Genomic DNA, 25,147 nt, shown 5'->3' with positions numbered 1-25,147 from the left:
TCACGACATTTGCATACGAGCGCCGGGCTGGCTGAACAGCTCCATCTCAGCCTCGATGGCTTCAATGATGATTTCCACGTCACGGGCATGCATCACCGTGGCGCAAGGCAGGCCGGCGATGGCCACAAGGGTCTCGCCGCTGACGCGATCAAACAGGCGGGCAATCATGCTGCTGGGGGCATCCATGGTGGCCTCGAAGCCGACTGGATGGAAATGCCAGCGCATCAGCTGGCAGGCATTGGGGAATGTAACCTTGTTCATGAGACCCACCTGTTACATACGAGCATCGGTCGATACTCAGAGTGGCAGGGCAAGACGTCTCTGCGCAGGTCCGTTTGTCCGATTATCCAAACCACGATTGTCGGGCAAATCCCTGCAGGGGTGTCAGAAATGTCCTGATCGAGCATTGAACATAGCACTGCATTGGGAAACAAAAAGAAATATTTGTTGGACGGTCGACCATCCGGCGGATTTCATGATGTGGATCATGTTTGAGACACTTTATTACGCTGCTGTTCTCTGCTCGCAGAAGGTTTTCCGTTGAAGCATTGACCGATAGAAGGCAAGCTGATGTCACGAAGTCGAGGGCAGCACCATGTTAAAAACCATCACGCTGGGATTGCTGTTGGCGGTCCCCGCCAGCCACGCGGCTGAAGTCGTCAATATCTATAACTGGACCGACTACATTGCCGCTGACACCTTGAAGAACTTTCAGGCCGCGACCGGCATCCAGCCCAGTTACAGCACTTTTCTGAGCAACGAAGAACTCAACGCCAAACTCCTGGCCCGGGGTTCGGGTTATGACGTGGTGTTTCCCTCTGTGCATTTTCTGGCGCGGCAGATCGAAGCCGGGGTGCTCAAGCCTCTGGACCGACGTCAGTTACCCAACTGGAACAACCTTAATCCGGTGTTGCTCAAAGCCTTGCAGGTCAACGACCCGGATAACGCCCATGGCTTCCCCTACCTGTGGGGTAGCACCGGCATCGGCTTCAACCGTGCCAAGGTCAAGGCGGTGCTGGGCGACACTGTGCCGCTGGACTCATGGGACCTGATTCTCAAGCCCGAGAACATGAAAAAGCTGGCTGGGTGCGGCGTGGCGTTGATCGACAACGGCCCCGAGATGCTGCCCATTGCTCTCAATTACCTGGGGCTGGCACCACACAGTGAAAGCCCGGCCGACTACGTCAAGGCCGAGGCCTTGCTGACAAGCGTGCGGCCTTATGTGCGGTATTTCCACCTCAATAGCTACATTGCCGATCTGGCCGAGGGCAAGATTTGCGTGGCAGTGGGCTTCTCTGGCGATATCTCTCAGGCCCAGGAAATGGCGGTCAAGGCCGGTAGCGATGTGAACATCGATTACGTGGTGCCCAAAGAGGGCGCGCCGATGTGGTTCGACATGGTCGCGATGCCAGTCGATGCACCCAACGAAAAGGCAGCCTACGCCTACATGAACTACCTGCTGCGTCCCGAGGTGATTGCCAATATCACCAACCAGATGCATTACGCCAACGGCAACGAAAAGGCCGATGCATTGATCGCCCCCAAATTGTGGAACGACACCACGATCTACCCGAATGCCGACATGGTCAGCCGCATGTTTGTACTCGAGTCGGTCAAGCCTGAAGTTGAAACGCTGCGCAACCAGATCTGGGCACGGATCAAGCTCGGTCAATGAGCCGGCTTGTCATCTTAGACATAGCGGCTCGGCACTTCACCGAGTACACGCTTGAATACAGCGGTAAAGGCACTGGAGCTGCTATACCCCAACGCCAGTGCGACCTGTGTCACCGGTTCGCCGTGGCCCATGCGGACCACGGCGGCGAGTAAACAGGCCTGTTGCCGCCATTCGATATAACTGATGCCAGTGTGCATTCTGAACAGCCGGGTGAAGGTGCGCCGGCTCATCGCGGTGCGCTGTGCCATGTCATCGATGCTCACCTCCAGAGACGGGTTTTGCAGAAACTCACGGCATGCCTGGGCTAGCCGAGGCTCATGCGGCACAGGGGCATTGAGTAAAAGCGCTGGCATCGCGGCGATCTCGTGCAGTAACAAGCCCAGCAGATGGCCGCCGTGGCCATCGCTGGCCGCGCCGACCGGGACCTGCATTGCCTTCATCAGCAACTGGCGCAGCAGCGCCGACACCTCTAGCACCTGGCAATGCGCCGGTAATTTCAAGCGTTGCGCCGCGTGCTCGCTGACATAGGTATTGAGCATCGTGACCGGGCCACGCATGTGCATGGCATGCGCCAGCCGGGCGGGCACCCAGACACCGCGCTGGGGCGGTACGACCCAGTTGCCATCGTCGGTCAACAAGGTGATGACGCCACGCGCGGCATAGGCGAACTGCCCGCGCTGATGACTGTGGGAGGCGAACAACTCGCCGTCGGCATAGTCGCAGGCGGTCACCACCGCGTCAGGTGGCGGGGTCTGGTCAGTGTTTGCGATGGTTATTGGCATGGCCCGATTCTAATGATAATTGGCCCTGGATCGAAAGCAGGCCATACCTGTTTCTTGCATATTTGCTCAGTAAATCAAGCACCTTCGCTTGGCGACCTGAGAAAAGATCCGCAACCATGCAGAAAAAACACCTGTTACTCGCTGTGCTGGTAACGGCCATCTGGGGGATCAACTTCCCTGTGACCAAGCTCGGTCTTGCCGATATCGATCCCTTATTGTTGACTGCGCTGCGCTTCACACTGGCCGCCTTGCCGTGGGTGTTCTTCGTCAGGCGCCCGCCGGTGGCCTTGCACTGGCTGGCAGCCTATGGACTGATTTTCGGCGTGGCGATGTGGGCGCTGATCAATCAGGGCATTGCGCTTGGTGTGCCACCGGGCAGCGCTTCGCTGCTGATTCAGTTCAGCGCCTTCTTTACCCTGGGATGGGGCGTGCTGGTATTCCGCGAGCGCTTCACCTGGCCGCAGCTGATGGGCAGCGTGCTGGCGGCGATCGGGCTGGTGGGCATGCTGTCGAGCAGTGCGGGCAAGGGCACCACGGTCGGCTTCATTCTGCTGATCGCCAGCGCGTTCGCCTGGAGCCTGGGTAATGTCGTCATCAAAGTGTCGAAGGTGCAGGAGATTTTTGCCTTCGTGGTGTGGGCGAGCCTGTTTCCACCCATTCCACTGTTTTTACTGACATGGCTGTCACACGGCTGCGAACCCTTCGCGGCACTGCCTGAGCACTTACATGCAGTCAGTCTTTTTTCGCTGGCCTTTCAGGTCTACGGTGCGACGCATTTTTGCTACTGGGGATGGAACCTGCTGTTGCGTGAATACCCGGTTTCAACGGTGGCACCGATGTCGCTGCTGATCCCTGTGTTTGGCATTGCCAGCACCCTGGTGATCCTCGGCTTGCGCCCGGGCGCTTGGGAGATGGCCTGCATGGCGTTGATTCTGCTGGCGCTGGCGCTCGGTTCAAGGCCGGGGCGCGGAGTGTTTTCACGCCGCAGGGCTTCTGAGTCGTGACGTTTTTCTGACAAATGACCTGCTAAGTTTCGGTTCTCTTTGCAACAGAACGCTTTTTTCTCACTCCTATGGTGGGATTTGGATACCCAAGAAGTAGAAAAATCCTACATGTCCTCGGTCTTCTTCATACAGAAACATACTGCAGTTAGCCTTCACAGAGGCTAACAGCGGCACTGGATTACCACCTTTCGAACGGACTCACGAACCCGCCAGGTCTGGCAACGTTGCCGCAGTGACTGGACAAAATTGCATTGATAAAAACCTGCACCGGATTCTGAACATGATCAAGCGTCTCAAATCTTCCCTGACCCAGTGGCGGCATCGCCGTTGGCTGGCTCTGCCTGTTGTGCTGACGGCCTCGGCAGTGTTGTGGTTTGCCAGCGGCGAAGGCGTGATGGCCGAACCCAAGAACGGCACTCAGACCCTGGTGTTTCTGCGCCACGCAGAAAAACCGGCCATGGGCCTGGGCCAATTGAACTGCCAGGGCCTGAACCGTGCACTGGACCTGGCAGAGCTGCTGCCCAATGAGTTCGGCAAGGCGGATTTCATTTTTGCCGCCAACCCGAGCCGGCATGTGGAAGAAGGCGAGGGCGACTTGTCCTACAGTTACATCCGGCCGTTGATGACCATCGGCCCGAGCGCGATCAAACTCGGCCTGCCCGTCAATATCAACTTCAGCGCCAATGACACCAGCGACCTGGCCCATGAGCTGATGGAAGCCAAATACCATGACTCGACTATCTATACCGCCTGGTCGCATGGCTATCTGCCTGACCTGGTCAACAAAGTGGCCGAAGAAGCGTCGGGCAAGAAAATGACCCTGATCGATGACTGGACCGGCGATGATTTTGATTCGCTGCTGGTCATAACCCTCAAGTGGACCAACGGCAAAGCCACGCTGGACTATCAAGTGCACAAGCAGAACCTTAATAACGGCACGGTCAGTTGCCCGACCTGATCCTTGGCGTTTGCAAGCCGCAGTGGCGCTAAAGCGCTGCGGCCGCTAGTGTGTGCAGCTTTTCGCTCAAGCACCGACCTTAATGAAAACCGTTTTTGCTGCCCTTTGGCTGTCTGCCGCTTGCCTGTTGTCCGGCTGTATTGGCGCACCGGTGCCTCTGACCGAGCACGCCGCCGAGCAATTGCGCCAGGCTGCGCCGGTGCGTTTTGTGCTGACCTTCGATGACGGCCCGAGCGGCTCAAGCTTTTATAACCCCACCGAGCGGGTGCTTGAAGACCTGGCCAATAACCCGGTGCAGCCCGGCATCAAGGCGGTGTTCTTTGTGCAGACCGGCGCCGTGGGCGGTGGTGGCACTGACAAAGGCCGTGAAGTGATGCACCGTCAGGGTCAGGAGCTACATGTGCTGGGGTTTCACAGCAGCACGCCACGGCACACCAACCATCGCTCGCTCAGCCCCGAAGCGCTGGAGCAATCGCTGAGCGAGGGTGTGCAGATCATCGAAACCCAGACCGGCCAGCACGCCACGCTGGTGCGCCCGCCGTTCTGGAATTACGACCATCGCACCTTTGCCGCCTATCAACGTCATGGCCTGCATGTACTGCTCACCGACCTGAGCGCCAACGACGGCAAGATCTGGGGCTTCAACATGAGCCCGCGCCGCCGGGCGCACTTTCTGCGCGAGGTTTCGCTGGTGCGTGAACGCATCGCCCGCGGTCAGTTACCGGTAGTGGATGGCGTGACGCCGGTGGTGGTGACCTTCCACGACATCAACCGCTACAGCGCGCGGCATATTCAGGAATACCTGCAAATTCTCATCGACAGCGCCCGCCAGGACGGCCTGCCGCTGGCCGCCAAACCTTTCTACGACGATACCGCTGAACTGCAACGCGCGGCCATGGCGCGCACTGTCAAGAATGGCGAGACCATCGTGCATTTGCCGGGGCTATGGGATTGGGTCTGGGACCATAACGGCCATTGAATACCGGCGCTGACTCAGCGGACAGCCAGCAACCAGTCCCTGAACACGCACAACGACGGCAAATTCTGAAACCGGGTCGCGTACGCCAGGTAATAGCTGCGACCGCTGTCCATCGGCTCGAACAGGCTGACCAGTTCACCCTTAGCCAACTCGTCGCGCACCAGCACACTGGGCACCAGGGCGATGCCGATGCCGGCCGCTACCGCCTGGATCAGATGCGAGGTGACCTCAAAGCTGGGTCCCGGCCGCAAAATGTGATGGTTCAGGCCGTTATGCTCGAACCAGTCAGACCAGGCATTGGGCCGCGACACCACGCTGAGCAGCGAATGCTGGGCCACGTCCTGCGGACGCATGTCGGCATGGCCGGGCAGCGCCGTGGGGCTGGCGATGACGACCAGTTTTTCAGCCATCAGCAGGTGGGCGATATAGCCGGGCCAGTTGCCGTTACCGACGCAAATCAAAGCATTCATGTCCTGCGCGGCCGTACTCAAATCGGTCAGGGCGATGCGCGAATGGATATGCACGACAAAGCCCGGATGCCGGGCGTAAAAGTCATGCATCTGCGGCAACAGCCAGCGCGAGCCAAAGGTCGGCAGCACGGCCAGATTCAATGTGCCGCCTTCGGATTTGTGCGCGATGGTCTGCAAGGTCGCACTGCGAATGCGCCCCAGGGCGGCGGCCAGCTCATGCTGGTACAAGGCGCCGGCGGTGGTCAGCTCGATGCGCCGGCCGTCGCGCTTGAACAGCTCTACCTCCAGTTGCGCTTCCAGCGCCTGCACCTGGCGGCTGATGGCGCTCTGGGTCAGGGCCAGTTCGTCGGCAGCCTTGGTAAAACTGCCATGCCGCGCCGCCGCCTCGAAAGCGATCAGCAGCGACATCGAAGGGGTAAGGCGTCGTGGATTCATCGTGGTCAAAAAGCTCATTCATAAAACTCATGCAAAAACGCCAGGTTTTACATTTGCCTGATCCAGGGTTGTGCCTGAAAATCCGTATCAACCGTTGATCAGCCGTATCCCGGCATTGCCGCCAGCATACGTGTTCTGCATATAAAAAGTCTTCGAGACAGGAAATACCGCCATGATTGCCTTGTTGAAACCCGCTAACGAGCAGGCCGACCTGTATGACCGCTTTCTGACTGCCCTGGCGCAGGAAGGCTTTGCCGGCGATATCGCCCGCGATCAGGGTTCGCGCACCGTGCTGGCCACCGACAACTCGATCTACCAGCGCCTGCCGCAAGCGGCGGTGTTTCCTCGCGACAGCGGCGATGTCGAGGTGGTTGCGCGCCTGGCCGCCCGGCCCGAGTTCAATTCTATCGTCCTGACCCCGCGTGGCGGCGGTACCGGCACCAATGGCCAGTCGCTGACCGACGGGCTGATTGTCGACCTGTCGCGGCACATGAACCGTATTCTGGAAATCAACGTCGAGGAGCGTTGGGTTCGGGTGCAGACCGGCGTGGTCAAGGACCAGCTCAACGCCGCGCTCAAGCCGCACGGGCTGTTTTTCGCCCCGGAGCTATCGACATCCAACCGCGCCACCATCGGCGGCATGATCAACACCGACGCCAGCGGCCAGGGCAGTTGCACCTACGGCAAGACCCGCGACCACGTGCTCGACCTGTCCACCGTGCTGCTGGGCGGCGCGCGGGTGTACAGCCATGTCATGGACGAGCAGGCCGTGGCCGCCGAACAGGCGCGTAACGACCGTGGCGCCGAGGTCTACCGCTGCGCGCAAGGCATCGCCGACGACAAGGCGCAGTTGATCAAGGATATCTTCCCGCCGCTGAACCGCTGCCTCACCGGCTATGACCTGGCGCATCTGCGCGAAGAAGACGGGCGCTTCAACCTCAACAGCGTGCTGTGCGGCTCCGAAGGCTCGCTGGGCTTTATCGTCGAGGCACGCCTGAACGTGCTGCCGATCCCCAAGCACTCGATTCTGGTCAACGTGCGCTATGCAGGCTTCATGGACGCACTGCGCGACGCCAAGGCACTGATGGCCCTCAAGCCGCTGTCGATCGAGACCGTGGACTCCAAGGTGCTGATGCTGGCCATGCAGGACATCGTCTGGCACGGCGTGGCCGAGTATTTCCCGGAAAACCCGCAAACACCGACGCTGGGCATCAACCTGATCGAGTTCAGCGGCGATGATCTGGACGACGTCGAGCGCCGCGTGCATGAGTTCGTCGAACACTTGCAGCGCGACACCTCGGTGGTGCGCCTGGGCCACACCCTGGCCGTGGGCCAGGCGGCGATGACTCGCATCTACACCATGCGCAAGCGCGCCGTCGGCCTGCTGGGCAACGTCAAAGGTGAAGCGCGGCCGCAGCCGTTCGTTGAAGACACCGCCGTGCCGCCGGAAAACCTCGCCGACTTCATTCAGGAGTTTCGCGACCTGCTCGACAGCTACGGCCTGCAATACGGCATGTTCGGCCATGTCGACGCTGGCGTACTGCACGTGCGACCAATCCTGGACATGAAAGACCCGGCACAGGCCGCGCTGATCCGGCCGATCTCCGATCAGGTCGCGGCACTGACCCAGAAGCACGGCGGCCTGTTGTGGGGCGAACACGGCAAGGGCCTGCGTTCGCAATACGTGCCGGGCTATTTCGGCGAGCTGTACCCGTCATTGCAGGCGCTCAAGGCTGCGTTCGACCCGCATAACCAGCTCAACCCCGGCAAGATCGCCACGCCGGCCACCGTTCCGACCGCCAAACTGACGCTGGTCGATGAAGTGCAACTGCGCGGCGACCTGGACCGCACCATCGACGAGCGCGTGTGGCAAAGCTACGAAAGCGCCGTGCACTGCAACGGCAACGGCGCCTGCTACAACTACGACCCCAACGACGCCATGTGCCCGTCGTGGAAAGCCACCCGCGACCGCGTTCACTCGCCCAAAGGCCGTGCTTCGTTGATCCGCGAATGGCTGCGCCTGCAAGGGGAACAAAACATCGATGTGCTGGCAGCGAGCATCAAGGCGCGTTCGGCCGGTGCCTTCAGCGGCGCGCTGAACAAGGTCCGCAACAGCATTGCCAGACTGCGTGGCCAGCAGGATTTCTCTCACGAAGTCTACGACGCCATGGCTGGCTGCCTGGCGTGTAAATCCTGCGCGGGGCAGTGCCCGGTCAAGGTCAACGTACCGGATTTCCGCTCGCGTTTTCTCGAGCTGTACCACACCCGTTACCTGCGCCCGCTCAAGGATTACCTGATCGGCTCGCTGGAATTCACCATTCCGCACCTGGCGCGCTTTCCCAAGTCGTACAACGCCATCATGGCTGCCAAGCCGGTGCGCTACCTGCTGGAGCACGTGGCCGGCATGGTCGACAGCCCGCTGCTGAGCCTGATGGATTTCCGCGCCGCCTGCGCGCGCTGGAACGTCGGCATCGCCACCCCCGAGCGCCTGGCGGCACTGAGCCCCGAGCAGCGCCAGCGCACCGTGATCCTGGTGCAGGACGCCTTCACCCGCTATTTCGAAACCCACCTGGCCGCCGACTGGCTGGAGCTGATCAGCCGCCTGGGTTATCAGGTGTATCTCGCGCCGTACGCCCCCAACGGCAAACCGTTGCAGGTGCAAGGCTTCATGGCAGCCTTTGAAAAGGCCGCCAACTACAACAGCCAGACCCTGAGCCGTTTGCAGGGCTTCGACATTCCATTGGTGGGCCTGGATCCTGCGATGACCCTGGTCTATCGCCAGGAGTACAGCAAAACCCTGGGTGAAAAAGCGCCTACTGTATTGCTGCCACAGGAATGGCTGGCCAACGCGCAACTGCCCGAGCGCGCCGACACTGGCCAAGTGTTCCGCTTCTTGCCGCACTGCACCGAGAAAACCAACGAACCGGGCAGCGTCGGCCTGTGGCAAAAAGCCTACTCGCGCCTGGGCCTGAAGCTCGACGTACTGCCCAGCGGCTGCTGCGGCATGTCCGGCACCTACGGCCATGAAACCCGCAACGTCGCCACCTCGAAAATCATCTACCAGCAGTCCTGGCAGCCGCTGGTGGCCAAACATGCAACGGACGGCGGGCTGGTCGCGGATGGCTATTCGTGCCGCAGCCAGGTCAAGCGCCAGGACGGCAAAGTGGTGCTGCATCCGTTGCAAGTGGTGTTGCAGCAGGTGAGGGGCGTCTGATCAGAGCGGCAACCTCTGGGCAAATCTCTCTGAACTTCTAAGCTCTCCACGGGCCAATCCTGAAAGGGCAATGTTTTCTTTTGCCCGCTCAAGAGGAGACTCAGGATGCCCACAGCAGACGGCAAGATTCGATATGGCGTAGTCGGTGGCGGCTCGATTTCCCAAGGGGCGTTCATGCCCGGTGTCGGTCAGACCGAGAATTCGGTCCTGACCGCCCTGGTCACCGGTGATCCGCAAAAGGCCGATCAACTGGCGAAGCTATACGGGATCAAGGCGTACCGCTATGAGGACTATGAGCAATTGCTCACCTCCGGCGAAATCGACGCCGTGTATGTCGCAACGCCCAATTTTCGCCACCGCGAGTTCGTGATTCCGGCCTTGGAGGCGGGTATTCATGTGTTGCTGGAAAAACCCATGGCCACCAATGAGGCCGACTGCCACGCAATGATCGAGGCGGCGAACCGCACCGGCAGCAAGCTGATGATCGCCTACCGCCTGCACCACGAGCCGGGCACGCTGGAGATTATCGAGCGCGTTCGCGCCGGGGATTTTGGCGAGCCAAAGCTGTTCACCTCGACCTTTACCCAGACCGTGAAAATCACTAATCACCGGGCCAAGCATGGCTTTGCCGCCGGTCCCGTGCCGGACATGGGGCCGTACCCGCTGAACATGGTGCGTCAGTTGTTTGCTGATGAGCCGATTGAAGTCACTGCGTTTGGCAGCAAAAACCCGGACCATGACATTGGCACCTGGGACACAGTGACCGTGGCGCTGCGCTTTCCGGGCGAGCGGCTGGCGCACTTTACCGTCAGCTATAGCTTGCCGGACAGTGAGCGCTTCCAGTTGATCGGCAGCAAGGGCGAAGTCGAGGCCTCGCCGTGTTTCGGTTATGGCGAAGGCGTGGGCATCGCTTATCGCGCGCACATTGGCGACAACACCCGCGAACATTTGCAGCCAGTGGTGGATCAGTTTGCCGGCGAAACGGCGTATTTCTCCGACTGCATTCTCAATAACGAGATGACCGAAGCCGATGGTCAGGAAGGCTGGCGCGATGTGCGGGTCGTGGCGGCGATTGAGCGGGCACTGGAAACCGGTCAGCCACAGACCCTGGAAACATTGCCGGGCCGGCGCGGAACCGAACGGCACCAGCAGCGCCAGTATGCGCTGGCCGAGGTGCCGGGGTTTATCGATACCGAGTCACCGACCGAGTAAACGCACCCGGCCGGTTTGCACGATACGTGTCAGACCGGCCGTCTACGGTGATCGGAGCCCGACAACGCCCGCGCCGCGCCCAGCAGCGCCAGATGCGTCAGCCCTTGCGGCAGGTTGCCCAGGTAGCTGCCGTTGTGCGGGTTGACCATTTCCGAATAAATGCCCACGCCACGTTCAAGGCCCTGCACGGCATTCTCAAACATGCCTGCCGCGCGCTCACGGTCGCCCAGCAGTGCAATGGCTTCAGCCATCCAGAAACTGCACGCCAGAAAACAGCCTTCCTCTTGATCGACCTCGGTGTAGCGGTAGTGAAACGCGCCGCAGCCCAGTTCGCGGTCGATGGCATTCAGGGTGCTTTGCAGGCGTTCAGTGTGCGGGTAGCCAAAGCGGACGGCCAGCGTCAGCGAGGCATCGAGGCGGTCGCTGCCGGGGTAGAACAGATAAGCCTGATGCTGTTCACTCCAGCAGTGCTCCTCGATCCAGGCCTCGACGCGCTGGCGTTCGCGATCCCAGCGCTCGCAGCAGGTGGTGGGCAGGTGGCCGTCGCGAGCCAGTTCCACCGCGCGGCTGAGAGCTTGCCAGCAACTGATTTTCGACATGCTGTAGTGCTGCTCTTCAGGCAGCTCCCAGATGCCGGCATCCTTGCGCCGCCAGTGGTCGGCACACCGATCGGCCAGGTTGGCGAGAAGCATGGCACTGGGGCCGTCCAGAATGTTGCCGCAGTCGATAAAGCACTTGGCGGTTTCGAAAATGTCGCCGTAGACGCCGTGCTGCCATTGGCTGGCGGCGTCGTTGCCGACCATCGGCGGGGAGTGTTTGTAGCCGGGCAGGTCAAGGGCCGCAGCGTTTTCTGCCAGGTCGCCGCACAGTGTGTAGCACACGTGCGGGCCGTGTTCGCCCAGGCGCTTGAGCAGCCAGGTAAAGGCCGCCTTGGCTTCCGGTTGTGCACCAATGCTGAGAAAGGCTTCGATGGTGTAGCCGGCATCGCGGATCCAGGCGAAGCGGTAGTCGTAGTTCTTGTCGCCGCCAATGCGCTCGGGCAGCGAGGTGGTGGCCGCCGCCATGATCGAGCCAGTGGGCGATGACAGCAGCAACTTGAGCGCCAGGGCGCTGCGAGTGACCAGTGCTTTGTATTCACCCTCATAGGTCAGGCCGTCGCTCCAGATCCGCCACTCACGGTCGGAGCCGTCGATGCGGGCATCGATCAATTCCAGCGGCGGCACCACCAACGGTTCGTCCCGGCCTGCGACAATGGCCAGCACTTCGCGCTGGCCCTGATGAACCTGCAAACGCGCCTTGATGCCCTGGTCGCCACTTTCGTCGATATCCAGGTTGGCGCTGTGCAGGAACATGCCCAGCACACGTCCGGCATGGAAGACATTGCCATTACCGCTCTGCGAAATATAAGGGCTGACCTTGTCGGCCTGGGTGCCGAAATTGATCTGCACGTCAAAGCTGACCTGGCCTTCAACACCTTCGATGCGCCGGCCCAGTTCTGCCCAGGGCAGGCGGCCTGCCGGGCCGCTGTTGAGCGATTCGGTCATGCGCGCCTGACCGGTTTCGGTCAGGAACAGGGTTTCCAGCACGTTGCTGTCTTGCCGGTAACGGCGCTCGACCCGGTACGGGCCTTGAGGCGTGATGGTGAAAAAGCCGCCGGACTGCGGCGCCAGCAAGCGGTCGAACAACGGCGGCGAGTCCATGTGCGGCACGCACCACCAGTCGATGCAGCCATCGGCGCCCACCAGCGCGACCGAACGGCCATCGCCCAGGGCGGCGTAGTCCTCCAGAGGAAGGTAGCCATCGGCATCACGGCGCGGGGTGTGCATTGCAGAAAAAGAGAGTTGTAGGGTCATAACGCCTGCCAGGCCAAGTCGAAATTCCGGATGAAGGCATCCACATCAGAATTCCGACTTCGCCTGGCGGGCAGGGTTCGGGGTATTTGCCTTCAGAGGCTGCATTGCAGGCCTCATCAGGCAGCCGTTTTCAACGCCGGTCGGTCACTGCCTCGAACCGGGGTGAGCTCTGTCCTGGTGCGTTGCGTACCAGCATCGCCAACGGTAACAGACCGTTGCTGTCGGCCTGGCCGCTACGACCGGTCAGGGTCAGGGTGCCGAAGGCGCAGGTGAGGGTGGCAGTGGTGACATTGTCCTTGAACAGCAGGCGGACGGTCAGGCCATCGGTGCTCCAGGTGAATTCTTGTCTGGCGAGGATGCATGTAGCAAGGGGATCCGAGCGCATCAGGGTCCAGGTGCCGATTCGATTGCTGCTGAATTGCAGCACGTTACTGAGGCTCGGGCCGTTGCTGCCGCCACTGACCTGGCTGGTGGACACGAAGGTATGGAGGTAACCCTCGGTGCTGTAGATTTGCTCGCAGACATGGTCGTTCGTGTTTTTCGGGCCGGTGACCAGCAGGTTGATCTTGCCTGCAGTGTCCATGCCGATAGTCAGGGGCGAGCTGCCCGGGATGCCGTTGAGCAGTTGCAACACCGGGTTGGTCACGCTCCAGTGGGCGGTGATCTGTACGTTCGGGTTGTCGACGTCGAAGGCCGCGACCCGCGGTGTCGCGGTGAAGCCGCTGATGACGGGGGCGTTGGGAGTGACGGTGATGGTCTGTTGGGCGCTGGCGACCTTCTGGCCTTTGAAGTCGTAGCCGTCCAGAGTGTAGACGACGTCGTCGTTCGGCAACGGCAACGGCGCGTAGACATCGACACGGGCATCGACGTCCTGGGTATGGATCTGACCGTTGATGGTCCAGCTCAGCACCCGGCGGCCCAGAGCAAACGTCTGCCAGCTCAGTAGTACGGGCGTGCCCTGCCTCATATTGCTCGGTGACAGGCTGAGAAAACGCTGGATCCCCGGCACCGGATTCTGCTTGAACAGCGCCAGGGTGGCGTAGCCGTCCTGATAGCCGGGAATATTGTTCCATTGCAGGTAGGCCAGGGTGGTCCCCACCGACAGTTGGGTCACGATGCTGCCGAGCATGAACTCGAAACTGGCCTGCTCGCCGGTACCGAGAATCTGCTTGTTGTTCAACTGGTCTGGCGTCAGGGTCCAACTGGGTGAGCCTTGAGTGTTGGCACTGATTGACCAGCGCCTGCCGTAATCCTGTACGGCCTGGCGGGTGAAACTGGCGGCCCGTTCCGCAGACGTCAGCGCACCGAAACCGTTGCCCTTGCTGGCGTAAGTGAACGACAGGGTAAAGCTCGGCGTCTGCTGACCCCATGGCACATCGTCGGGAACGATCGGGGTGTCGCGCGAAGGATTGGTCAGGCGAAACACCAGCGAGTCCTGCATCGGAAACGCCGGGTCCTGAGTGATGTACACCACATTGCTGCCGGTGATGGCGAACTCAATGTTCAGGGGCAACAGCTTGCCCGGATCATTCTGCGCCATGACCGGCAGTTGTACCGAGTCGCCGTCCAGGAAAAATTGATCGACAGTCACCTGGCGCGAACCCGGCTGGCCGCCGAGGGTCACACCCTGCAGGCTGATGGTGAGGGTGCCGGCGGATTTGAGGGTGGTCTTTTCTGCCATCGCCAGGCACCAGACCTGGCCTTGGGGCGTCTGTTGCGACTGTACAGTCCAGCCCGCACAACTGACCTGAACCAGGGCAGGATCGGCTACCAGCCCTGCAAGAAACACATAGATCAACGCGGTGCTGCCGTCTGCCGAATCCTCGCCCACCGGCGCACTGCCGGCCAGCAGCAGGTCTGACCCACTGTTGTTGGCCAGGGTCAGGGTCAATGTTTGGGATTGCCCCAGGTAAGCGACCGGCTTGCCGTCCGCATTGGCGATGCTGCAATCGATTCCTGCCATGAACTGCTACTCCTTTTAGTTCGTGTTGCGCACCAGCCGCAGCCAGCCTTCTTCGATCCGTTGGGGTGAAACCAGCGTGGCGGTGTTCACGGCTTTACCGGGGGGCGCCGCCGTCCAGCCGCTAGCGCCAGGGTTACGCGTCAGCCACTGCCAGGAGAAGCCGTTTTCCTCGGGCACAGGAACCGGCATCACCTCGCCCGCACCCACCATGGGCGTGGTCAGGAAGGTCACCGCGATGGCGTCCAGTGCCGGTTGCCACTGGGCCCGGGGAATGGAAATGGTCTTGACCGGCACCACGCCTGCGGTGGCATTCACCGAGCCGTGAGGGTCGATCAGCAAGGTCAATGCCAGGCCATCGCCGGTGTTCGAGGCCGGTACCGGGGTCAGGGCGGTCTTGTTGATGTCTACTGCAACCACGCCATGCCCGCCCGTGGCCGCTGGCGAGTAGAACGTGGTCCATTGATCTGCGCTGCCGTCTTCGACGAAATAGCCCACCAGGCCATCGTCATACAGGCCCAGGTCGCCCAGGCGCACCGGAAAACGCACGTTGCCGATACCGGCGCTGGGGCGGGGTTGAGTGGGGTTGGCCACGGTCTCGGCGAAGGCCTGCCAACTGCCGTCGGCGGCGGGCTGGCCCTGCAATTCCAGGCGCAGGGCTGCGCGCACCACTGCCAATGGCCGGCCGATCAGCACGCTGAGGCTTGGGTCGGCGGTGGGGGCCGAGGGCCCGCTGGCGCCACTGGCCTGATCCAGGGTCGCGAGCAGGGCGGTGAGGAAGGACACGCCTTGCGGCTGGTTGTAAAGGGCGCGGACGAAGTTGGCCAGATAGGGGTTGATCGCGGCCATCACCTGGTCGAACGGCCGGGTCCAGTTATCACTGCCCGGTGCGCCTTGCCAGCGTGGGCCAAGGGTGTTCAGTGCACCGACCGCAGTGCCGTCGGCATTGTAGACATTGAGGCTGTCGTCAAGATGGTTGAACAGCACCCAGCCACAGATGGGGGCCGGGCCCTGGTCGGAACACTCGGCCTGCCCGTCCTGGGCGCTGAGCCAGCGAAATTGCAGACGCGCCGGCTGGGTCAGGCGTGGAGGCAGAACGATTTGCCCATCGTTGGCAATGCTGCCGTCTGCCAGGCGGCGTTTCAGGCGCTGGGCGATGATCGGCGTCGACGCCGGCAGGTTCACGGCCTGGCCGTAAGCACCCACCAGACGCAGTCGGTTGATGCGCAGTTCACCGGTGCGCAGCGGGTTGAAGCCGTTGTTGGGTGCAGGAGAGGCGACATTGGCGCCGTCGATCGCAGGCGCCACCTGATTGTTGGTGAAGTTACGGATGATGGTCGAAGGGCTCAGGGCATCCATGACGGGTAATTGCAGGGTCTGGCTGCGCATCAGCAGGCCCTGATTGAAGCCGTTCAGGCTTTGGGCCATGGCCTGCAGGTCGAGTTGGCCGACGATGCCTTGCAGCACCTTGGTGTTGGGATCGTCCGGGTAGTTTTTCAGGTACTGGCCGATTTGCGCTTGCAGGTTCAGTTCGGTGCGCCCGGCCAGTGTCAGAGTGCCGGAATAGGTCTGGAACGTCGGGTCCGGGGTCAGGTTACCGTTGGCATCGAAGTCCAGGCCGTCCTGGTCCAGGGTGAAAGAACCGGTCACTGCATCGGCTGCATAGGCTTCACCGTTGCCGCCCTGTCCGACCCGGTGATAGGGCGAGAACAGCACTTCCCAATTGAGGAAGGTCGGCAGCCAGGGTTGCTCCCAGGTGCCAAGCCCTACGGGAGAGGGCGCGGTGCCGTTCAGCACCACCGGGGCGTTTTCTGCACCCAGCAAGCCCGTAGCTCGCGCCTGCGGCCGAGCGCGAGCGGCCAACTGGGCCTCGCGGATCTGCTGGAGCAGATCGGCTTCGCTGGGCGTTGCGCCGAGCAATTGGCGGCTATTGGCGGCCACGAACTGCTGCGCCAGATCCGGGGCCCGCAAGGGGTCGAGGGTCAAGGCTTCGGCCAGCAGGGCACTCAGTTCCGGCGGATAGCTGGCGCCGCTGGGGGCGGCAGCAAGACGGATATCCGGGGCCAGGCGGGTGCCGTGCAGGGTCAGGCTGCTGACCAACTGACTGCCGACCCTGCAATCGAGCAACCCTTGGGGATGAAAGCGACCATCGCCGCCATGACGGGGCGAGGCTTGGGTCGTGGGGCGGCCGGCCAGCAGGATCACCGGGTCGTTCGGTTGCCAGTAACGCGCAGCAGAAGAGGCCTTGATCTCCCAGCCCGCGCCGAGACTGGCGGTCAAGCTGGCAGTGGTGCTGTCGATCTGGGCCTGGAGCTTTGCCAGGCTGCCGGTTTGTGCAGCACCCAGGCCGTTGATCTGCGCCAGGCTGTAATTTTTCAGGTACGCCCGTGCGCTGTCGGCGTTGAGGCTGGTCGGGTTGGCCTCGTTGTATTGCAACAGGATGTACTTGGCCCAATCAACGAAAAGCTGCTGGCGCAGGGTGTCGAAGTCAGCGGTCTGGCCGTCGAGGCTACGTTGCAGGCGGTTGAGTTGCTCCAGTTGTTGCGCCGCGTTGGCGGGCAACTGGCCGTTGGTGCTGGACGGGGTCGCGGGGTCACTGGCGATTTGCCGGACGACCCAGACGGTACCGCCGGAAAAGGCACCGAACCCGGACTGATGCACCGCCTCATCGGCCGCCGCCGCGCCGCCGATCTTGCCCAGTTCCTGAAGCATGCCTTGCTGAAACACGTTGAGCAGGGTTTCCAGGTCCTGTACGTCGGGGTTGCGCGCCTGAATCAGCGCCGAGACCGCTTCGGCGGTATTGTCGGCGATCACCACGTCGATACCATCGGCATCGGGCGGGGTCAGCCAGGACTTCTGTGGGTCCCAGGTCAGGCCGCTGAGCTGGCCGTTGCAAACGGTGCGGGTGGGGACGTCCGGGGTATTGCTCACGGTCCAGTCAAGGGTCTTGGCGATATACGCCTGACGGGCCTCCACAGTGGTGGCTTCGGCGGGATAGACCAGGCTGCCCAGCGGGTCGGTCTTGTCATCGGAGTACCAGCCCGTGACGCTATAGGACAACGGCGTCTCGCTGGTAAAGCCTTTGGCGTCGTCGTCATCCAGAGGGTCCCAGAACGAGAAGACGTTGGTGCAATGAGGATAGGCAGCAGCATACGAGGGGGTGCCATAGCCGACCGTGGTCGTGCTGCTGGCGTACTGCGCACCGGTGCGCCCGGCCCAGTCGGCCTGACGGTAAACCCGGCCCTGGTACTGGTAGGGCTGTGCCTGTCCGGTCAGGTCCGGCGTCACGGGCACGGCCCGGGAATAGGCGTTCTGCGGCAGGCTTGGGTCCTGGCTGTCCAGCAACTGGTCGCTTTCGATCACCCAGGCCGTCTGGACGGTGGCGCCGTTGGCATTGCCGCCGGCGATGCGGGTGACCAGCCAGAGATTGGGTGCCTGCAGAAACGCCACCTTGCCGCCATCGGTGGCGCCACGGTTGATGCTGTCGGGCAGTGCCCAGTGCAGGTGAATGCCCGGCTGCATCTTGTCCTGGTCATTCACCGAGTCGAAGGGGTTGGGCAGCAGATCCTGCGCCAGGTACGGGCCTCTGGATTGGCGGGTGGGCATCAGCGCGAAATCGCTGGCCACGGCCGCGAAGGCATTCACCGCCGGGGCATCCGGCTGGCCGATCACCAGTGCGGTGACATCGATGGGAACGATCAGTCCGGTATCGCTCATGCTGAAACCTCCTTGTTCTGAAAGCGCACGGTCTGAACGCCCTCGACCAGTTCGAGGGCGAACTCCGCCGCGGTGAACGGGCGCTGTTGGGTACTGCCCGGCACCAGATTGGCACTGTTGGCCACCAGGCCGGCCTGCAATGCGCTGGCCAGGTCGGCTATTTTCAGCACCCGTTTCCCGCCGCCCGCCGCACGGTAGGTCACCGTCACGCTGGCGCTGTCAATCAGCGCGCCGGGCTGGGTGTCAGCCTGGGCGCTGGCCGGAACGGTGACGTAGCGCAGGGCTTTAGTATCATTCTGGATATCGACGCCAAAATGCATGGCCTCGGCCGGTTCACTGATATCGACATGGTCAATCTGGCCGGTGGTCATGAACAACAGCACGGTCGGCGACAGTACCTGCTGGCGCAGTACGCCGGTCAGGCGCTGGTTGCTGGCATCGAAGGCCCGCACTTCCAGCCCCGGCCAGCCGGTGACCACGTTTGAGCGCAGGACGAAGCCACTGACGGTGGTCGCCGGTGCCACCGCAGCATAAATCCGGGCCACCAGCTGCGCATCGATGGCGGCGTCGAGGGTGCAGGAACGGCCCAGGCTGCTGGCCCCTTCGAACAAGGCATTGATCCAGTTGGGGTCCAGCACGAAAAAGCGGATCGACTCGGGCGGTAGCATCGCCTCGTCCGGCACCAGGTAATTGAACGGCACCCCCTTGAGTACGGCGAGGTTACCCAGCCATTGGCTGATAGCCCCCGGCACCGGATTGCTGTCGGTGTCCCGTGCCGTCAGCAGCGCCGGTTGGGCCACCATCGCTTGCAAGGTCAGAAACTGGCTGTTGCGCTGGGCGAGCCGGGTCATTGGTCGGTCTCCGAGGAAGAGCGGTCACATTGGGTGGCCAACGAGTCGGCGATCAGGCCGATGGCCAGGCTGCGCAAGCCGTGCGGGCTTGCTGGTGCTGCGCCGAGGCTGTGCAGCCTGGCGTTGTGGGACACCGCGCCCTGCAGGCGCAGGCTCAGGCTCTGGCTTTCGCCGCGCTGGGCCAGCGTGCGGGCTTCGCTGCGTTTCCAGGCGTAGAGCGTGCTGGCGTAGAGGCTGTTCTGCAGGGCCATGCTACGACCGATTTGCCAGGCGGCGGCGTAGGTCACATCCATCAGGCCGTTGGCCGGGTCGAACCGCACCGCCTGATCAGCCACCACCAGTGGCGCCGTGGCCGGTGGCGGCACGATGACTGCTGAAGAGGTAAAAGGCAGCAGCGGCCCGCGATACCACGACACGGTGGTGTCGCCCAGGCGGGTCTGGTGGTCAAGGGCGGTGTAGCCCATGGCGAAGGCGTCGGTCACGGTTTGCCCCGCGCTGCCTTGCGCCGCAAGGGGAGCCGGGCGTTTGAGCGGGGCGCAGTCCAGCCCCTGCAGGTAGCCGCTGAAGGTTTCCTGTGGGTCGAACGAGGTGAATGTCCAGTTGGCCAGCGACACCAGTCGCAGCGTTTGCGCAGTGCCGCCGGCGGCCAGGGTCAGCGGCGAGGCGCTTTCGCCATCGCCGGTGGGCAGGTAGCCTGCCAGTCCCTCCAGCGAGACCAGATGCACCACGCACTTACTGTTCGGCGCCGGCAGGCGATTGCCCACCACCACCGAAAACGAGCCGTCCTGCTCGGCGTCATCCTGCTCCTGTTTGCTGGCCAGCGACACGCTGCGGGCGTGAGCCAGCCAGTCCAGTTCGTCAAGGGTGGGCGCAATGGCGGCGAACAGGGCTGCTGGCACGTCGATCACCTGGCTGCTGTCCCACCAGTTTTCACCCACGGCAAGGGTGAAGGTCGGCGTGCCTGCGAGCAGGGCGTAGCCGTCGGGATAGCTGGCGGTGGTCGCCGGCAGACTGCTGGGCGACAGGGTGTTTGTCTTGGCGTCGTCGTCGCTGCGGGCGAATGGCTGGCGTTGCAGGTCCCCCACCAGCACCGATTGCAGGGTTGGCGCTTCATCGTCCTCGAACAGCAGCAGGGCCAGCCACGAGGCATCGTCGGCCTGCAATTGCGGTGACCGTTCCCAGGGCAGCGTGCGGCGTGACAGGATCACGTGGGGCAGCACATTCTGATACTCGCCCTGATTGTCGTTGGGTGGGAAGCACACCACTTCACTGGGGGCCAGGCTGAAGCGCTCGCCGCGTACTGCGAACTTGCGGGTGTTGACATAGGCTTCGTCGAACGCCTCGCCCGGCCCGGCTTTGGGGTCGGTGTTCTGCAGGTGCTGGGTGATGGTAATGCTGTAGCTGCCCGCCATCAGGGGCGGTAACCAGTGGTCGACGAACTGTATGGTGCCATCGCTCAGGGGCGTTGAAGTGGCGCTGGTCATGGGCGGGCGGCTCCGGAGCTGGACGATTGGGGTTGGGCGCCGAGTACCGACAGCAGCGGGGCGCTGAGCAGGGTGTCGGCGGCGTTGGCAGCCAGGAGGCTGACATTGACCTGGGCAGTGACGCCCAGGCCGGCAGCGTTCAATTGCGCGAGGATTGCCGAGCGGGTGCCGCTCACCGTGGGGTCGGTCAGCGCCTGTATGAACACGGGCATGGTGTTGCTCTCGTCATGGCCGGTGGCGTCGGGCACCGTCGGGACAGGCCAGAGCACCGGGCGTGGCGGTATCTCTTCCTGTTGGCGCAGGATGTCCAGATTGATCGGCAGCGGCGTCACGTCGGGGTTGTCTTTTTTCGCGACGATGCTCAGGCCGGTCATGGCATTGGGGATGCTGCGTTTGGCGGCATCGTTCAGGTCCGCAAGGCCCGGGTCCAGCGCCGCTGCGGTGGACCAGGTCGCCGATGGCAGGTTTTCCAGCACCGGGCTGACATCGACACGGATGTCGTCGGCCCCCATCGGGCTCCCCAGTTTGCTGATGACCACGCTGTGGCTGGAGACGAAGAAGCTGTTGTCGACACCCACCGGGCCCACGCCGAAGTCGGTGTTGCTGGCTGCGATGTCCTGTTCGGCACCGGAGCCTGTGTAGGCGGCCGCCTTGCTCGGCAGTGCAGACCAGGTGGTGAGCTGGAAACGTTCCGGATCGAGGATCCAGTCCACTGCGTGGTTGTCGTCGGCGGTCAGGTCCTTGAGCATGCCGCTGGCCACCCGCACCAGGCACACAGAGTCGGTGCGCTGGATGGGGGTGCTGTTACCCAGGCTGCCAGGCAGGGCCGCCAGCAGCAGGTCATGGGGTGGGTTCTTCGGCGCCGCGTCGCCACCGCCGGGCAGAAACGAACTTTTGAAGTCGCTCCACTGAATCGGTTTGACCTCTTCCTGATTGCTGGCGCCGAAGCTGATAGTGATGCTGATGACGTATAGGTCGGCGGTGGCGGTACCGGCGAATTCCGGGCCCCAAAGGTGGATTTGCACGCCGACGTGCACGCTGACCGTGAATGAGGTGATGCCGATATCGACTTTGTAGGAAGCGCCGATGCTGACGCCGATATCGGCATCGTAATGAAACGGCTTCCAGCCCAGCAGGAAATCCACCCAGGCCTTGAACCAGGCGCGCAGATCGCCGCTTTGCCAGACCGCTTCAAGGCTGCCGCCGGCCATCACCGCTGAGGGCACCAGGGCAAAGTAGAGGCCGCCCTTGACCGTCAGTTCGCTGGTGACATTCCAGTTGAAGCCCAGCCGCGGTACGTCCGGATACCAGGCCGGTGCGTTGAATGCCGGATGGTAGCCGCCCAGAGACACCACAAAGTCGCCGGCCTTGTAGCCGTACGGATCGTCCGGGTTGTCCTTGGTCCAGGCCGCCACGGCGAAGCCGCCGGTCAGGTGGCAGTCCTTGGACAGGATGAACGAGTTCGCGGTCAGTTGCGCCCCGAGGAACAGGGTGCCGCGGTTGAAGTTGTAGTCGGCCTTGAGCACCAGTTCAGCGTAGCCGATGGGGGATGGGGCCTGCGGCGGTACCGATACCGTGGCCAGGCCGAGCAGGGCTATTTCGAGCTCGTTGCCCAGCTTGCCAGTGGCGAGCAAGAAACCTTTGATCATCTGGAACGAGGCGACCCTCACGCCTACCGCGAGGAAATACTCGCCATAGGAAGGTGGCACGTAGTCGTGCATCACCCTCAGTGCCTGGGACGCATCCTTGTTGGCAAAGGGCGAGCCGCCGTTGACGGCGGCGATCAGCGGCATCTGGTCGAGCTTGTCCAGCCCGGGAATGATGAGATCGCGGTTGAAACCGAAACCCGCCGCCACGGCGTCCACCTGAAGGAACGGCGGGCCGCCGATCGGTGCTGCCAGTACGGCATAAGCGAATAAAGAAGGTGAGCCGTCGAGCGAGGCATAGGAGCCCAGCGCCGAGAGCTGGAACTGCGGCACCTTGAGGATCAACTGGCCTTCGTACTCCACCAGTTCGTTACCGTTGCCGTCTTCGGTCACCACTTTCAGCAGGCCGCCAGCAATGGTCACCGCATCGTTGCTGAAGCCAACGAACAGGCCGTCGAGCGCGGCGCCGTCGGGAATCGGCGGCCAGACCGGGCGGAAGGCAATAGCCGCGCCCATCAGGTCGATCTCGATGCCGCCCATGGAGAAGCCGCCGTCGATCATCAGCCATACGCGCTGTTCGCGGTAGGCCACGCCGACGCGACTGAGGCTTATCGGACCGAAGCTTTTCTGCACATTGATCCACTTGCCCTGGGCCTTGGCCGTACCAGCCGGCACCGGTGCATTGGTGGCGGTCTCTGCCAGCAGGGCCTGTTTGGGCTGGTCCGGTTTGGCGAAGGCCACTTGCAGCGGTTTGGCCGTCTTGCCGCCAAGCAGCAGGTTCGCCGACAGCACCACACGGCCTTCGACACTGAGCGCCGGGACCTGAGGCAGGCCTTGGGGAATCAGCGCGTTGACGGCGGTGATCTGCTCGGGGGTGAACAGGCCCGAGGCGATCACCAGGTTCATGCCGTCCAGACCGATCTGCTGGATCGAGGCGATCTCGTGCCCCACCACCGGCAGTTGCGAAATATCCGCTTCGACCGCGATATGCACGACGGCCGCGTAAAGCCGCGCAGCCTGGTCGTCGACAAGGCTGATCAGGCTGACCGCCACGTTGTCGGTGCTGGCGGTCAGAATCAGTTGCGATTTGTCGAAATCGTAGGTGAACGATGCCTCGGTGAGTTCCGGCAGCAGTTCGGCCGGCACACCCGACAGATCGAGGCCAAGGGTCTGTGCCAGGTCCAGCAGCGCCAGCTTCTTGCCGGGTGTCGGCACCAGCTCTGCGCGCAGGAACCTGGCCTTGTTGTCCTGCTTGAAGGTGATGCTGAACGTGGCCGTGCCGATGACCAGAGAGCCCTTGAACTCACCCTGCCAGGCGCTGGCCGGTTTCGACAGCGCAAGGTCGATGCTGAAGTCCAGGGTGGTGCCGGCGATGGGAAAGCTGCCCTCGCAGGCGAAGGTAAATGCCGATGCACCGGTGTCCAGGCTCACCGCCAGATTTTGCAGGGTGAACTCACTCAGGGCAGCGGGGCAGGTGACGCCGAACTTCGTGGTCACATCGCTGATCAGTTGGCCGATGGCAATGGTCTGGCCCCAGGCCGTGCGGCCAGAGACTTGCCAGCCCTTGTCGTAGCCCGCCTGCACGGCGATATTGACACCGGCCAGGGTCAGTTCTGCACTCATCTTGCCGGTGGCGCCGGTACTGGCCTTGTCGATTTCCAGATCAAGGTTGTTCAGCACCAAGGGACCTGCGCTGAACACATCGTCCATGCTGAAGGCAAAGCTGAAACTGCCTTCGCCCGGCACCGTGTTGAAGGCCAGTCTGGTGACCGTGGTGTCGGGAAAACCGCCAGCTTCGCCCAGGTACTCGATCAGCACATCGCGGATCTTGACCGGGGTTTGTGCTGACAGGCTGCCCGCCAGTTGCAAGGGCGGGACACCGATCGACAACAGCAGGTCGGCTGGAGCCTGATTGAAGGTAAAGGGCAAGGTGGCAGAGACACTGGCGTTGAGCAGCTTGCGTTGCTGCCAGTCGAAACCGATTGTCACGCTGTCCAGGACCAGGTTGGCCAGCGGCAGTTTTGCCACGGCGTCGTTGACCGCTGCGGCGGCGGCATCGCCGGTGATCAGCCCGGCAATCGCGGCGAGGGCCGGCTGGCGGTTGTCGTTGGCACTCACCAGAATACTCACTTGGCTGCCACCGCTCAGGCTGACGCTGACCGTCCAGGGCTCGCCGCCGATCAGCAGATTGCCGCCCACGGTGCCACTCAGGGTGGTGAGGACTTGGTCCAGCTCGGTTTTGGTCTCGCTGGCCAGGGTGACCCAGACGCCGGTCAGGCTCGGTCCGCCCTCCACCAGCGACCAGTCGCCGTTAACTGCGGTGGTGACCGCGCACTGGGTGTCGGCATCGCTGGAATAGTCAGCCAGCACCTGGATCTGGCTGAATGGCATGTCGGTGAACAGAGGCAGGCTTGTCGGCAGCCATTTGCCGAAGCTGTTGCTGAAGGCGAAGTTGCCCACCGCCAGAAGGGGCAGGCGGCTGTCGGGCTGGCTCAGAGCGAGTACCAGCGCGGCATCGTCATTCAGGCTGCCGCTAAATACGGTCTCTGTCTGCCCGAAGGCCACGCTTGCCGTACTGGCCAGGCTGGTACTGATAGCCTGGCCTTGCGCTGCCTGGGTAAAGCTCAGGGTCAGTTGACTGATGACGGCGTTACCGCCAAGCCCATTGAGTACCCAGCTACCACTGGGGGAGCCGGTGACGTTGAAACTGCGCGGCCATTCGCTGCCCGGCATTGCGATGCTGGCGTTGGCCAGACTGACCTTGCAACTGCCGAACAGGTTGTCCAGCGTACTGATGCCTGTGGTGTCGCTGCCCAGCGACAAGGTGCCGGCGGCGTCGATTTTCTGCTTGAGCAAGGCCTGCAACTGGTCCAGGTCCTGGGGAACGGCATTCATGGCGGTCATGCG

At 62.5% G+C, this 25,147-nt stretch carries 15 protein-coding genes; 6 read left to right on the top strand and 9 right to left on the bottom strand.

Annotation, left to right across the window (positions count from 1 at the left end; genetic code table 11):
- A complete protein-coding gene (locus ACYP2A_RS08620; protein WP_459744410.1) occupies positions 1–261 on the bottom strand; it encodes a DUF1652 domain-containing protein in 261 nt (86 codons plus the stop codon).
- A 334-nt stretch (positions 262–595) separates the two neighbouring features.
- Here ACYP2A_RS08620 and ACYP2A_RS08615 point away from each other — a divergent pair, with 334 nt between their 5' ends.
- Positions 596–1,675, top strand: a complete 1,080-nt coding sequence (locus ACYP2A_RS08615) for a polyamine ABC transporter substrate-binding protein (RefSeq protein ID WP_459744409.1) — start codon at positions 596–598, stop codon at positions 1,673–1,675.
- Positions 1,676–1,689: 14 nt separating this feature from the next.
- Here the strand turns inward: ACYP2A_RS08615 and ACYP2A_RS08610 are convergent, their stop codons facing one another.
- The gene (locus ACYP2A_RS08610) at positions 1,690–2,457 is read right to left on the bottom strand and encodes an AraC family transcriptional regulator (protein ID WP_459744407.1); all 768 of its coding nucleotides are present in this window, start codon (positions 2,455–2,457) and stop codon (positions 1,690–1,692) included.
- Positions 2,458–2,573: 116 nt separating this feature from the next.
- Between ACYP2A_RS08610 and ACYP2A_RS08605 the strand changes: the two genes are divergently transcribed.
- From ACYP2A_RS08605 to ACYP2A_RS08595, 3 genes are all read left to right on the top strand, one after another.
- On the top strand, positions 2,574–3,461 hold the full coding sequence (locus ACYP2A_RS08605; protein WP_459744617.1) for an EamA family transporter: 888 nt from the start codon (positions 2,574–2,576) through the stop codon (positions 3,459–3,461).
- A gap of 280 nt (positions 3,462–3,741) precedes the next feature.
- The gene (locus ACYP2A_RS08600) at positions 3,742–4,419 is read left to right on the top strand and encodes a hypothetical protein (protein ID WP_459744406.1); all 678 of its coding nucleotides are present in this window, start codon (positions 3,742–3,744) and stop codon (positions 4,417–4,419) included.
- 82 nt (positions 4,420–4,501) lie between these two features.
- Entirely contained in the window at positions 4,502–5,398 is an 897-nt protein-coding gene (locus ACYP2A_RS08595) for a polysaccharide deacetylase family protein (RefSeq protein WP_459744404.1), read from the top strand.
- Positions 5,399–5,412: 14 nt separating this feature from the next.
- Here the strand turns inward: ACYP2A_RS08595 and ACYP2A_RS08590 are convergent, their stop codons facing one another.
- Positions 5,413–6,303: a LysR substrate-binding domain-containing protein gene (locus ACYP2A_RS08590; RefSeq protein ID WP_459744615.1), complete on the bottom strand. Its 891-nt coding sequence runs from the start codon at positions 6,301–6,303 to the stop codon at positions 5,413–5,415.
- 172 nt (positions 6,304–6,475) lie between these two features.
- Here ACYP2A_RS08590 and ydiJ point away from each other — a divergent pair, with 172 nt between their 5' ends.
- Both ydiJ and ACYP2A_RS08580 read left to right on the top strand, forming a co-directional pair.
- Positions 6,476–9,517, top strand: a complete 3,042-nt coding sequence (gene ydiJ / locus ACYP2A_RS08585) for a D-2-hydroxyglutarate dehydrogenase YdiJ (RefSeq protein ID WP_459744402.1) — start codon at positions 6,476–6,478, stop codon at positions 9,515–9,517.
- Between the two features lie 105 nt (positions 9,518–9,622).
- The gene (locus ACYP2A_RS08580) at positions 9,623–10,729 is read left to right on the top strand and encodes a Gfo/Idh/MocA family protein (protein ID WP_459744400.1); all 1,107 of its coding nucleotides are present in this window, start codon (positions 9,623–9,625) and stop codon (positions 10,727–10,729) included.
- 29 nt (positions 10,730–10,758) lie between these two features.
- On the opposite strand, the gene ACYP2A_RS08575 is transcribed toward ACYP2A_RS08580, so the two are convergent.
- The 6 genes from ACYP2A_RS08575 to ACYP2A_RS08550 form a co-directional block, all read right to left on the bottom strand.
- Entirely contained in the window at positions 10,759–12,582 is a 1,824-nt protein-coding gene (locus tag ACYP2A_RS08575; protein WP_459744399.1) for a glycoside hydrolase family 15 protein, read from the bottom strand.
- A gap of 130 nt (positions 12,583–12,712) precedes the next feature.
- A complete protein-coding gene (locus ACYP2A_RS08570) occupies positions 12,713–14,545 on the bottom strand; it encodes a hypothetical protein (protein WP_459744398.1) in 1,833 nt (610 codons plus the stop codon).
- 15 nt (positions 14,546–14,560) lie between these two features.
- Positions 14,561–18,259: a hypothetical protein gene (locus tag ACYP2A_RS08565; protein WP_459744396.1), complete on the bottom strand. Its 3,699-nt coding sequence runs from the start codon at positions 18,257–18,259 to the stop codon at positions 14,561–14,563.
- Positions 18,256–19,110: a hypothetical protein gene (locus ACYP2A_RS08560; protein ID WP_459744395.1), complete on the bottom strand. Its 855-nt coding sequence runs from the start codon at positions 19,108–19,110 to the stop codon at positions 18,256–18,258. The genes ACYP2A_RS08565 and ACYP2A_RS08560 overlap by 4 nt, the downstream gene beginning before the upstream one ends.
- Complete coding sequence (locus ACYP2A_RS08555; RefSeq protein ID WP_459744393.1) at positions 19,107–20,594, bottom strand: hypothetical protein; 1,488 nt, start codon at positions 20,592–20,594, stop codon at positions 19,107–19,109. Before ACYP2A_RS08555 ends, ACYP2A_RS08560 begins: the two co-directional genes overlap by 4 nt.
- Positions 20,591–25,144 (bottom strand): DUF6603 domain-containing protein, encoded by a 4,554-nt coding sequence (locus ACYP2A_RS08550; RefSeq protein WP_459744392.1) that lies wholly within the window; start codon positions 25,142–25,144, stop codon positions 20,591–20,593. The genes ACYP2A_RS08555 and ACYP2A_RS08550 overlap by 4 nt, the downstream gene beginning before the upstream one ends.
- Positions 25,145–25,147 lie beyond the last annotated feature (3 nt).

Source organism: Pseudomonas sp. 3A(2025), assembly GCF_054589175.1.
The sequence above is the reverse complement of the archived record's forward strand: the minus strand, read 5'-3'. Positions and strand labels throughout refer to the sequence as shown.

What these genes read in the sequence shown, in the direction of transcription:
- ACYP2A_RS08620 (WP_459744410.1), bottom strand. Translation starts at nt 261, where the DNA reads ATGAACAAGGTTACATTCCCCAATGCCTGCCAGCTGATGCGCTGGCAT.
- ACYP2A_RS08615 (WP_459744409.1), top strand. Translation starts at nt 596, where the DNA reads ATGTTAAAAACCATCACGCTGGGATTGCTGTTGGCGGTCCCCGCCAGC.
- ACYP2A_RS08610 (WP_459744407.1), bottom strand. Translation starts at nt 2,457, where the DNA reads ATGCCAATAACCATCGCAAACACTGACCAGACCCCGCCACCTGACGCG.
- ACYP2A_RS08605 (WP_459744617.1), top strand. Translation starts at nt 2,574, where the DNA reads ATGCAGAAAAAACACCTGTTACTCGCTGTGCTGGTAACGGCCATCTGG.
- ACYP2A_RS08600 (WP_459744406.1), top strand. Translation starts at nt 3,742, where the DNA reads ATGATCAAGCGTCTCAAATCTTCCCTGACCCAGTGGCGGCATCGCCGT.
- ACYP2A_RS08595 (WP_459744404.1), top strand. Translation starts at nt 4,502, where the DNA reads ATGAAAACCGTTTTTGCTGCCCTTTGGCTGTCTGCCGCTTGCCTGTTG.
- ACYP2A_RS08590 (WP_459744615.1), bottom strand. Translation starts at nt 6,303, where the DNA reads ATGAATCCACGACGCCTTACCCCTTCGATGTCGCTGCTGATCGCTTTC.
- ydiJ (WP_459744402.1), top strand. Translation starts at nt 6,476, where the DNA reads ATGATTGCCTTGTTGAAACCCGCTAACGAGCAGGCCGACCTGTATGAC.
- ACYP2A_RS08580 (WP_459744400.1), top strand. Translation starts at nt 9,623, where the DNA reads ATGCCCACAGCAGACGGCAAGATTCGATATGGCGTAGTCGGTGGCGGC.
- ACYP2A_RS08575 (WP_459744399.1), bottom strand. Translation starts at nt 12,582, where the DNA reads ATGACCCTACAACTCTCTTTTTCTGCAATGCACACCCCGCGCCGTGAT.
- ACYP2A_RS08570 (WP_459744398.1), bottom strand. Translation starts at nt 14,545, where the DNA reads ATGGCAGGAATCGATTGCAGCATCGCCAATGCGGACGGCAAGCCGGTC.
- ACYP2A_RS08565 (WP_459744396.1), bottom strand. Translation starts at nt 18,259, where the DNA reads ATGAGCGATACCGGACTGATCGTTCCCATCGATGTCACCGCACTGGTG.
- ACYP2A_RS08560 (WP_459744395.1), bottom strand. Translation starts at nt 19,110, where the DNA reads ATGACCCGGCTCGCCCAGCGCAACAGCCAGTTTCTGACCTTGCAAGCG.
- ACYP2A_RS08555 (WP_459744393.1), bottom strand. Translation starts at nt 20,594, where the DNA reads ATGACCAGCGCCACTTCAACGCCCCTGAGCGATGGCACCATACAGTTC.
- ACYP2A_RS08550 (WP_459744392.1), bottom strand. Translation starts at nt 25,144, where the DNA reads ATGACCGCCATGAATGCCGTTCCCCAGGACCTGGACCAGTTGCAGGCC.